10 protein-coding genes are annotated in these 10,686 nt (G+C 35.6%); 4 read left to right on the top strand and 6 right to left on the bottom strand.

Going from position 1 to position 10,686, the window contains the following annotated elements; genetic code table 11:
- Window positions 1–656, bottom strand: a 656-nt coding sequence (locus CDG77_RS31590) for a hypothetical protein (RefSeq protein WP_094333158.1), incomplete at its 3' end; no start/stop codon positions are given.
- Between the two features lie 238 nt (window positions 657–894).
- On the opposite strand from CDG77_RS31590, the gene CDG77_RS31585 reads away from it, so the two are divergent.
- Genes CDG77_RS31585 through CDG77_RS31575 form a run of 3 tightly spaced genes read left to right on the top strand, consistent with a single transcriptional unit; the run spans window position 895 to window position 1,934 of the window.
- A complete protein-coding gene (locus tag CDG77_RS31585) occupies window positions 895–1,221 on the top strand; it encodes a DUF5674 family protein (protein WP_094333157.1) in 327 nt (108 codons plus the stop codon).
- Window positions 1,218–1,580, top strand: a complete 363-nt coding sequence (locus CDG77_RS31580) for a hypothetical protein (RefSeq protein WP_094333156.1) — start codon at window positions 1,218–1,220, stop codon at window positions 1,578–1,580. The genes CDG77_RS31585 and CDG77_RS31580 overlap by 4 nt, the downstream gene beginning before the upstream one ends.
- Before the next feature lie 6 nt (window positions 1,581–1,586).
- Window positions 1,587–1,934 carry a hypothetical protein gene (locus CDG77_RS31575; RefSeq protein ID WP_094333155.1) on the top strand — a complete coding sequence of 116 codons (348 nt, stop codon included), beginning with the start codon at window positions 1,587–1,589 and terminating at the stop codon, window positions 1,932–1,934.
- A 55-nt stretch (window positions 1,935–1,989) separates the two neighbouring features.
- On the opposite strand, the gene CDG77_RS31570 is transcribed toward CDG77_RS31575, so the two are convergent.
- The 3 genes from CDG77_RS31570 to CDG77_RS31560 all read right to left on the bottom strand — a co-directional run bounded on the left by CDG77_RS31570 (window position 1,990) and on the right by CDG77_RS31560 (window position 7,253).
- Window positions 1,990–2,166, bottom strand: coding sequence for a hypothetical protein (locus CDG77_RS31570; protein ID WP_223270085.1), 177 nt, complete (start codon window positions 2,164–2,166; stop codon window positions 1,990–1,992).
- Window positions 2,167–2,233: 67 nt separating this feature from the next.
- Window positions 2,234–3,682 (bottom strand): phospholipase D-like domain-containing protein, encoded by a 1,449-nt coding sequence (locus CDG77_RS31565; RefSeq protein WP_223270084.1) that lies wholly within the window; start codon window positions 3,680–3,682, stop codon window positions 2,234–2,236.
- A gap of 22 nt (window positions 3,683–3,704) precedes the next feature.
- Window positions 3,705–7,253, bottom strand: coding sequence for a serine/threonine-protein kinase (locus tag CDG77_RS31560; protein WP_094333154.1), 3,549 nt, complete (start codon window positions 7,251–7,253; stop codon window positions 3,705–3,707).
- A 681-nt stretch (window positions 7,254–7,934) separates the two neighbouring features.
- Here CDG77_RS31560 and CDG77_RS31555 point away from each other — a divergent pair.
- Window positions 7,935–8,189, top strand: a complete 255-nt coding sequence (locus CDG77_RS31555; RefSeq protein ID WP_094333153.1) for a hypothetical protein — start codon at window positions 7,935–7,937, stop codon at window positions 8,187–8,189.
- Window positions 8,190–8,371: 182 nt separating this feature from the next.
- On the opposite strand, the gene holA is transcribed toward CDG77_RS31555, so the two are convergent.
- Entirely contained in the window at window positions 8,372–9,355 is a 984-nt protein-coding gene (gene holA / locus CDG77_RS31550) for a DNA polymerase III subunit delta (protein ID WP_094333159.1), read from the bottom strand.
- A gap of 4 nt (window positions 9,356–9,359) precedes the next feature.
- The gene (locus CDG77_RS31545) at window positions 9,360–10,538 is read right to left on the bottom strand and encodes a DNA polymerase III subunit gamma/tau (protein ID WP_223270083.1); all 1,179 of its coding nucleotides are present in this window, start codon (window positions 10,536–10,538) and stop codon (window positions 9,360–9,362) included.
- Window positions 10,539–10,686: the final 148 nt, after the last annotated feature.

The raw sequence follows: 10,686 nt of genomic DNA, 5'->3' as shown, positions 1-10,686 counted from the left end.
TAAATCTTGACTTCTGGAATAGCTTCTAAATTGACCATTGACGATAACTCAGGAATGACTATGTTTGATTGTGATTTGTTATCTGGAGATTGAGTTAGTAGTTTAATTAACCATTTTTCAGTCTGCATCTGATCCTTTTTATTCCAGCGTACATTTAATCTTTGGGCTGGTTTAATAGGATGTAATGCTAAAACTACGAGTTGTATTTGGTTAGGAGTAACTGAGTATTGTCTAGCCGTAGTCCACAGCTTTACCCGGTCTTGCCAGCTTAAATGTGGATGGCGTATAGCCCATTCATAAAGCCTGGGAATACCTTGTTTAAATGCTATATTTGTTAATACTTGAATAAAGTGCTTATCGTCATTAATTGCAAGAGGTGCAATAACTGGATTATCGACTAATAACTTTTTCCGAGATTGAAAAATTTCCGGTGCAAGTTCTTGTGTTTGAGAAACCCACTGAGCAATTTTAGGATAGGCATTTAATAAAGGTTCTATAGGAAGTCCTAAAAATAGTTGTCTCATCACCAAAGAGAAGTTATCTGCAACTATAGAGTCAAAGGCAGAGCGATTTGGATGATATTTTTGACTGGGTAATAGGACTTGTTGTTGTGTTTTAGTAATTTGTTGAATATCGGCAAGATTAATTACTGGCATGGTTGGGAGAATATAACATCTCTCCCATGCAGCGGTAAGCTGCAAATTAATTACTTCGATTAATTATGCTTCAATACAGATATACAGCGTATTGCCGGTTGCAGGAAGTCCAGTTGCAGGAAGTAGAAAATTTAGTTACAAAGCTACGCACCAATTGGGTTTTAATGTTGATAGTTGAAGGCTGATGTAATTAGGCAAGATAGCCAGGGCAAGCGTATGTTTAATAGGAGTAAGTTTTTTGATTGAGATTATTAGAGTTCGTGCTACACCGGGGCAAATTGAGCAGATGCTACAAGAGTTAAAGTTTTATATTAAGGTAGCGGTAGATATTGAACATCGGATTCTGGCTGGGGGAGGTGAAATGCACTTTTACTGTGAACAGGCGTTGCTAGAAGATGGCAGTAAGCAGAGTGATATTAGGTCGCATCGTTTTAGACCTGATACACAACAGATAATCTATGAGTCTATGGTTAATCTGCGTCCCAGACAGAATCGTTCAATGGAAATTATGGACGTTAAAATTAGAGAACAGGTTGCCGCAATTATTATGGAGTTTCTGGGATGAATAGTGGCTTAACTTATGAGCAAGAAACCTTTGTGCAAGATAGTATCCCTGTTAGATTGGGAAAATTGGCAACTAATTTAGCAAGGATAAATCAACTTTTCAGTGACTCTACGCATGAAGATGTGGTCAAAAGCCTGATTAGAGAGACTATGTATTTTCTTGAGTGGATAGCCCCAGATATAGATATTGACAATGCTTGTGAGTTAGCAAACTTAGGAAGGTTTCTTACACGCTGGCTGTTTAACTGGGAACAAGCTTGGAATGACACAGATGCTAAAAACCAGATTATTCAAGAACTTGGCATTTGGTCAGACAGTGTTTTGCAAATGTCAAAATTACCTGCTGTACAACAATCCTAATTGATAATGACTCAATCCCAACCTCCATTACCACAACCCAAACTAGAATCTGCTGGTATTACCTCTGACCAGTATTTTGAGTTTACTCCAGAAAAACTAGAACTGAGTAACGGATATTTGGGTTACGGTGGACAAGACCAACTTGGGTTTCATTTGTCTGTTCTCACCAACATGGGATTGTTGACAGCAGTTCGACATACAAATTTGTCGCTGTGGCTAGAAGCGCTCAAAGGTGTGGTGAGGGAAAAACTACCGACTGTCAACGCCCAACCAGAAGTAGCAGAAGCAATGCTCAATCGATTTAATCGAGCGATCGCAGACTTGGAGGCAGTGATTGAGTATCTGGGACATTGACACTCTCTTGACTGCGAAACTAACGCAAGCGCTCGGTTTCACAGTCAGGAGAGTGTTAAACATCAGGTGTAGCGATCGCATTTAACAACAGTAATCCCAGTTGCTTCAATAAAGCAGTGTTACCATCAGGGCAACCATGTTGAATTAGGCACTTGGCACAGCCAGTATCACAATTACAATCTCGTGCGATCGCTTTAGCAGCATCAGCAAGTTTTGGCAAATGCTTAAACACAGCTTCAGCTGCCCACTGGACACAACAACAGGTAGCAAAAAATGGTAAGCTGCTACTGTTTTTTCGCTTAAATTTCGTCTTGTGTCAAATTAATCCCACTATTAAATAAATCCTCAATAGTTGCTGAATCTCTAATAATAACGCCTAACTCATCTCTGTATGTTAAGTTAGGATCTGCTCTAAATGACAAAAAATTAAAGCTAGTAACTATCCCAAATTTATTATCACAAACTAGAATTTTACGATGAGTATTTTTAACTTTTTCAAATCTAAAATTTTTATACTGAGTAGATAATTCTTCTAATTTTTTAATCGTTTTAAGATCATTTTGCTGACTTGAACCTTTGATTCCATAAAACATATAAACCTGTATTTTTCTGTTTAAAGTTGCTTCCAAAATTCCAAGAAACTCTTGATCTACAGCATACCCTTTAATCCAAGGTGAAACAATCATTATTCTTTGTTTGGCTTCTTTAAAAGTGTTAAATAAATAATCACGATGTTCGTAGGTATGAATAATTTCAGAAATTTTACTTTGCGCTTTAATTTGATCGAGTTCTTGTTTTAGCTTTTTACGTTCTTCTTTAATTGATTTATTTTTGGAGTCAATAAAAAAATCAGGATCGTCAAGAGACTGAATTTTCGCACTGAGTTTTTCTACAGTTTTTATATTTTCATTATTAATAGGACTCAAAATTGGTCTTTCAACTAGATTATCATTGCTCAATTTATCTTGCTCAATTTCTTGAAAAATTGGATCAAGTATCTTTTTACCTTCAGCATATAGTTGTTCTATTGTTGTTCGATATTCAACTTGAATATTACCTCTTGAAAAAATTTCATATTCAATTTCTTTATCTTCAGAGTTTCTTTGGTACAAAACCAATAAAAGTTCATGCCATTGAGTATATACTTTTTCAATCTTATTAACCTGAATCAATTCAATTCGATTAGAATTATTATAATTTTGCAATAATTTTTCAATATTTTCATAGTATTCAACTATATCTTCAATATGACCTTTTCTTGGCTTTTTTACAATCTTGTTCAAAGCTGAATTATTATTGTTTTTTGAATCAAAGGGATTCAGGTAAAATTTCTCACTCAATTTCCCATTTAAAGCATCAATATAAAAAGTTTTGGTTTCTGACATAGGAGCTAATACTGTTTGCTGTTCTAAAGAATTTAAACCTAGCTCGGTTAACTTTAAAACATCTTCTCTTGTGATTAAATTTTTAGAGAGTAATTCTGATACAACTTTTTCTATTAAATTTTCATCCATTCCCAGGAATAAAGCTATTTCTTTGTGTTTATTTAATTCATGGTTAATACACTTCATAACAAATTCTTCCGCCAGATGTAGCTGTCTATTCGCCAAGTAAGTTAAATCAACATTTAATACATGAAAAGGATATCCAATTGGTTTGCAGTCAAGAACTATGGCTTCAGGTAGTAGATAACGTCTGCGAATCTGATTTTCAAATTTTTTTATTTCATTTTCAATTTGATTGTTCATAATTAATTAAAGCTATTAAAATTTACATAAAGTTTGCAGAAATAACTCGAGAACAAAAAGCACTTTGTTCGTCTATATATTCTATTAATGGCTTAAAAGGATTAGGTATTCCATTCGGTGTTCGTCCCTGATAAGCCATATTATCATTACCAACAATAATAAGTAATTGTCTAGTACGAGATAAAGCCACGTTAAGCCGTCTGTCATCAGAGGTGAAACCCAGTTCTTTATTAGGGTTATTTCTAACTAAATCATAGATAATAATATCACATTCACCACCTTGAAAAGCATCAACTGTGTGAATAGAGATATGAAGATTTTTCCAGAGTTGTTGATCATTAGGAGCAATAGACGATTCTAAAATACCAATTTGCGAACGATAAGCAGCAATAACACCCACTTCTTTAGACAAATCATGATCTTCACAATCTTGTTGAATTTTTAAAAGAACGGCTTTAATAACTTTTGCTTCATAGGGATTACTGCGACTTTTGTCATTTCTCCTCTCTTGAGACTCTTCCATTGGAACATCGCTAGTTGAAATCCAATAAACAGTTTTATCAAATTGCTTCAATTGATGTTGTTTCTCGTCTTGATTTACTCGTTGACTGGAAACTTTATCTTCATAAAATAAATGACTGACTAAATTTCCAATATCAGGGTGCATTCTATATTGATGGTTGAGAGTAATTTTATTAGTCTTTGGTAGATTTTCATAAAGATATTCAAACAAGCTAATTTCAAGAACTTTTTTCTGAATTTCTTTTTCATTTAAAGCTCTATTTTGTAATTCCCGATCAATAATTGGTGGTAGTTGTCTATGATCTCCAACCAGGATGATTTTCTTTCCCTTTGACATGGGAACGAAAGTTTCAGGAGCTGTTGAACGTCCCGCTTCATCGACAATTACCCAATCAAAGTTACGATCTTTGAAATTAGCAACACCTAAACAAGTTGCCCCAACTACATTTACACCCTCTATAAAAAACGAGATTAGATCCTGTTGCTTTCTTTTAAGTCTTTCATTCCAGTCTTCATTTAGTTTTTGCAATTTGATATATCTTTCATAATTTTCTCTGTTATTACCCAGAATTGATTGGACTACTTTATATTCCTCATTAATCCAAGTATTAAGCTGTTTCTGATCGGGATATTCTATACCAAATTTAGCAATATATTTTTCAATTGATTGTAAAATTTTATTTTCTAACTGCATTTTTTCATCAATCAAGTCTAATGCTAAATTAGAAAATTCTTGAGAAGCAGGATTATATTTAGAAATAATTAATTCAGAATTAAATCTTTCAATTATTTGTGTTAGCTTCTTAGCTAAATTTTCTAAGTCTTGATTTTGCTCCTTAATTCTTTCTATATTAGCAATCTTTTTTACTCCTGATAACACTTGCTCATTTTGCTGCTGATAATTTTCCCAATACTCTAAGGATTTAGATTGAATTGACTTTTGCCAATTCAACATAGCTTTTTCTATTTCAAATTGTCTAGCATCTTCTTCAATTTTTTCTTCTCGTCCAATTCTGACACATTTAATTTCCTTGCTGTGAACACGAGATAGTCTAGTTAATACGTTATCTACAGCCACATTAGATTGAGATGAAATTAATATTTTATCGTTGGGATATTTATCAAGAATTTGTAAGATAATCTCGGTAATAACAGAAGTTTTACCTGTGCCTGGTGGACCTTGAATGAGAAAAATATCTTCAGTTGCAAGAGCTTTACATACAGCAAGCTGCTGTGAATCATCAAGTTTTTCGTTGAAAAATCGCCGAATTAATAAAGGTTCAATTTGTCGAACATTTGCTGGAGCAACTATTACTTTATACAATTCAGCATTTTCAGAATCGCCATATCGAATTTCTCTCAAAGCTTTACGTCTGCGTTCCACTTCAGATTCTTGAGCTTTGAAATTGGTTTCAATTTTTCCTTTATCCAGGATAGAATCTATAATTTCAGGATCACAAAAGTCGCCAATACTAATATGCAGTTTTTCGATTAATTCAGCATGACTTAATCTTTCTCCATCAACAATTTTACCGATTGCCCATTGTATGGTTCTTTCTTGATTAGATTGTAATAATCTTTTTACGGAAATTGTCACATCCAATGACCGAGATGTAATTCGATCAAACTGTTCAATAGATATAGATTTTTCTAAGGTTAGAATGACGATTTGTCTTTGGTTGTCATAATATTTATCTTTATAACTAAACTCTTCTTTTTTATCACTAATAATTTGTTTTTCAATGTCAATAACAGCTTGCCATTGCTCAAAAGTTAATGCTAGTATTTTATTATCTTTAATTTCATTTTTAACTTCTTTTTCTTTTTCCAAAATGAGATTAACTAACTCAGTTAAATCAGTTTTTCTTTTAGGACTAGAACCAACATGAACGATGGGATCTACTTTAATAGAAACTCCATTTTCAATAATAATTTCCTGTGATTTTAAATTTGTAAAATTAGGTGCATTATATAAAACTATTTCACAAGGATCATTATGGTTAATAAAACCATAATAAAATTTTGATAAGGATTCTATAAATATTTCTACAGTTAATCTGTCTTCTCTGATTTGCTTTTGACTCTTTTTCATATAGAGAATTCCCGAATCAGCTTTTAGTTCAGAATCAATATGATTTTTAATTTTTAAAGGTTGTTGTTGAAATTTATATTTCTCCGATATTTGTTCTTGAAATTGAGGTGTTATGCTAAATACTACTGTCGTTCTCTCAGAAAAATCTTCTTTTAGATTAGCAATTACCTTTCTGATTTGATCAATTTTAGGTCTGTTTTCCCTATTTTTGTCTGTAGCATTTTTGAGAATATCTATTATATGTGAAGCATTAGAATTAGCTAATGTCCCCTCGGCAGACTTATAAAGAACAGTTTTATCTCTTTCTTCTTGAAAATCAATTTTACTTTGTTGAGATGATAACAAGTACAAAAAGGTCATACCCAGAGAGTAAACATCAGAATCTCTGGAAACTCCTTCAAGATTAATTTGTTCTGGTGCTGAAAATAAAGGAGTATGATAGCTTCTAATCGTATTAGTCAAAATGGTTGTAGTGATAATTGCTATCCCAAAATCCATGACTTTTGCTATAGGCTTCTCATCCCTATCAACAATCTTGATATTATCTGGTTTAATATCTCTATGAATAATATTTTTTGAATGAGCGTGGCTAATGCCATCAATAATTTGCAAAAATATATCTAGTTGAGTTTTTAAATCAATGCCCCTATCAAAATATTCTTTGATATTTTGACCATCTAAATACTCCAATACTAAATAAACAATTTTATGGCAATCTTCATAACCTTCCTCTATGAATTTAACTATATTCTGATGGTTTAAACGTTTTAAAGTCTGGGTTTCTCTCTCTAAAAGTTTAATTGCATTTTCTTCTTCAGTAGAAAGTGTTTTAATGGCATAGCGTTCCGTAGAGTTTAACTTTTTAGCTAAATAAACAATACCACTGCCACCTTCTCCAATTTTTGCTTTGATATCATATTTTCCACCCAATATTTCGCCTATAAGAGCAATAGACATAATTAATTTTCCTTTATTTGTATTTGAAATTAGGATTACCCTAAAATAACCAATAAGCCATTAACTGTCACTCCTCAAAATACTGAGGGCACAAATCTTCACCTTGATAGCCCATCCCTTGCAACTTTGCTTCAATCAGTTTCATCACCAGGGGGATATTATTTCGATTTTCTCTGAATTAGTTGGTCAGTTTCATTAAATAATAAACTTGCCGTGAGCGTCAAACTGAATGAGACGCGTAAGGCAAGGCAAAGTTTTCGTGCTAGGTGATAGGCTACGCCCCACAGCAAGCGATCGCTCGATCACCTACAGTGGCTATTCAAAAATAAAACTAGTCTGGCTCTGGGTTCGACAACCTTTTTTTTTAACCCCAGAAGCGTAGGCGTAGCCCGCCGCAGACATCGCAGACTTAACCCACAGACAAGTTTTAAACTGCGTTAGGAGAATAGCAACAATCACCATTAATAGTTCCGAGCGTGACAGTAAATCATCCAGCGATGCCTGCGGTGGGCTACGCCTACGCTAATCGCTGCTTCTGCCCTCCAGAAACATTTGCCCCCACTGCGCCCGATACTATATCATATTTTTGCGGAAATTGGCTAAATGTAAGAGGCTGAGGCTTTGGATTTAAAGATTAAAATAGAGTTAGTAAAGGTAGAGTTTACTTGATTGGGAGGTTTTATGATGACTTTACAAGAAATTATTAATTCTATTGAAAGTTTGCCTACAGAAGAACGGGACTATTTGTTTGAGTTTCTCCGTAAAAAAAACGAGGAATCTAGAGGGGATATTTTTTGGTATGGATTACAAAAATTTAGAAGCGTAATCCAAAGCGAGGGGATTATCTTTACTGATGATGATTTCGCTGACTTACGAGTAGACGCAAAGCGTCTTGTCGGCAGACATCGCAGTGTGGTCAGAGAAATTGAACTATGAGCTTGAAATACTTACTTGATACCAATATTCTCAAGAGAGCCAGCACGTCCTATTCCGAAAATGAGAAACATAACTTGTGAAAGTTTTGTTAGATACTAATATCATTATTAGTGAATTTGGATTTTAGACTGAAATCAAATATACAATCCAAAATCCAAAACTCTCAGTCAACTTTATGTTGATTAAGTTAACTTAAATAACCTGCTAACACTAAGAATTATTAGCAGTAAATCCTTACTTGACGCTCGATGACTCGCTACCGCTCCGCTATCAGCACCCCTCTTAACAGACATCTCCAAATCCAGCATCATAGTTACTGCCTTAGCTAAAGCGTTGATGCTTGTATTTGCTACCTCCTGACGCAAGTAGTAAATGCGATTAGGATTGCTGATACTGCACAGTTGAGCTAATTCACTATCTTTCTTAACCTCAGAAGCGATCGCAGATTTAACCCACAGCCAAGTTCTAAACTGCGTTAGGAGAGTAGCAATAATCACCATTAATGGTTCCGAGCGTGACAGTAAATCATCCAACAGGTGCAAAACTTGATTGCTTTCTCCTTGGCGAATAGCAGATGCCAGTTGTAGGCTATTCTGAGTCTGACATGACACTAACTCTTTTACTTCTGCAAGTTCAAGTTGTCTGCCATTACCATAAATATACAGTTTGCGTAACTCTGTGGCTGCACGAGTCATATCGTTACCAATTGCTTCTGCTAGATATTCCACCGCATCCTTTGACAGCACCAGCTTAATTTTTTTAGCCTGAGTTGCGATCGCCTTCTCAATTAAATCAGCACGCCAAGGTGGTATCAATAGAAACTCAAACAACTTGGCATACTTGACAATATGTTTGTAAATCTTCAGGCGCTTATCTACATTGGTGGCGACAAACACCAGAATTGTGAATTCAGGCACTTGAACAAGCTGCTGCAAAGTTTCTAACTCAGTATCACCCCACTGCTTGAGGTGGCAATTTTCGACAATCACCAGTTTTTTACCACCAGTCAGGGAACGAGTGCGAGCTACGCTGATGGCTCGGTCAAGGTGATCGGCTGGAAATTGGTGATAGCAAAGTGTGAGCCATTGGGAATCAATCTCTGCTTTGTATTGGTTGAGCTGTTCTTGGATGGCGTGTTGGTCATCACCTGTCAGCAAGACAATCATGCTTTTACCTCCCATTACTGCTCTTGTTGGCAGTTTTAATTAACACAGTCATTGGTTGTTGACTTTGGGTAGCTCGTTGCAGCATTTTAGCGATCGCTTCTTTACTACTCTCAAACTTATTCAAGTAAGCTGGTGTAACCTCTAAAATTGCCTTGTTATCTTGCAATTTAACGAGATTTGCATGAGCCAACAGCTTTTGATTACTGGGTTTAGCTGTATCCATCACCTGCTGCCAAATTTGAACCAGGTTAGTAGTCTGGGCTGCAACTGCTGGTAACAATTTGTCATCTACAGGTTTAGCTGTCACCTTGTTTGTGGTGTATACTCCAACTGTTGGTAGCAACTTGCCGTCATGGACAGGTTTAGCAGTTAGCGTCTTGGTTGCACTGACAGGCAATAAACTAGGCATCAGGTTCAGTAAGCAAACTTCTAGCCACACAGCAGCATTTACTGTGTACCGAAGATAGTTTTCTGCTTTCTGTAACTCTGTTAGGGACAAATTCAGCGTCTCGAAATTCCAGTGATTTGCTAAAACCTTGAGTTGAGCATAGCTCACACAACCAGTTAGCAGGGATTGCTCTTTGGGTGCAGACTTGATAATCAGTAAATCTCGGTATGTTTGCAGTAAGTTAGAGAGAATCAATTTGGGCGTTTTACCAGAGTCCACTAGAAGTCTTGCTACTTGCAGCAAGTTAAAGGTGTTGTTGGTGGATATTGCCTGTAAAATTGACATTAATTCTGTTTCTGTCACACCACCAGCGATTTCCATAACATGATTGGCAGTGATATCTTCATCTAAAAGACTCACCTGACCCAGTAATTGCAGTGCATCTCTGAGTCCACCATCGCTGAGTCTTGCGATCGCTGTCAGTGCCTCATCATCAATAGAGATAGATTCTGCATCTGCTACAATACCGAGGTGCTGCACAATTGCCTGAATAGACAAAGTGCGGAAATTAAACACCTGACAACGGCTGACAATGGTAGGTAACACCTTGTGCAGTTCTGTTGTGCAAAGAATGAAAACAACATGAGGTGGCGGTTCTTCAATACACTTAAGTAAAGCATTGAAGGCATTACCAGTTAGACAATGGCACTCATCGAGAATAAAAATTCGGTAACGTCCTGCAACAGGTGCTAAGGGGGTACAGCCGGGATACGTGCAAAATGGGACACGATGCAAAGTTTTGTTAACATCCTTGCAATCATGCAGACTTTATGGTTTTAATTTCAGCAAAACTCACTCGCTTGATGCAGAGTATGTCATATACTCTGTATTTAGCTTAATTGACTAAACTTTAGAAGCGATTGTACCTAGCTAAACCCCAACC

It is taken from the genome of Nostoc sp. 'Peltigera membranacea cyanobiont' 213 (assembly GCF_002245975.1).
Taxonomy (GTDB): Bacteria; Cyanobacteriota; Cyanobacteriia; order Cyanobacteriales; family Nostocaceae; genus Nostoc.
The sequence above is the reverse complement of the archived record's forward strand: the minus strand, read 5'-3'. Positions and strand labels throughout refer to the sequence as shown.

What these genes read in the sequence shown, in the direction of transcription:
- CDG77_RS31565 (WP_223270084.1), bottom strand. Translation starts at nt 3,682, where the DNA reads ATGAACAATCAAATTGAAAATGAAATAAAAAAATTTGAAAATCAGATT.
- CDG77_RS31580 (WP_094333156.1), top strand. Translation starts at nt 1,218, where the DNA reads ATGAATAGTGGCTTAACTTATGAGCAAGAAACCTTTGTGCAAGATAGT.
- holA (WP_094333159.1), bottom strand. Translation starts at nt 9,355, where the DNA reads ATGATTGTCTTGCTGACAGGTGATGACCAACACGCCATCCAAGAACAG.
- CDG77_RS31575 (WP_094333155.1), top strand. Translation starts at nt 1,587, where the DNA reads ATGACTCAATCCCAACCTCCATTACCACAACCCAAACTAGAATCTGCT.
- CDG77_RS31555 (WP_094333153.1), top strand. Translation starts at nt 7,935, where the DNA reads ATGATGACTTTACAAGAAATTATTAATTCTATTGAAAGTTTGCCTACA.
- CDG77_RS31560 (WP_094333154.1), bottom strand. Translation starts at nt 7,253, where the DNA reads ATGTCTATTGCTCTTATAGGCGAAATATTGGGTGGAAAATATGATATC.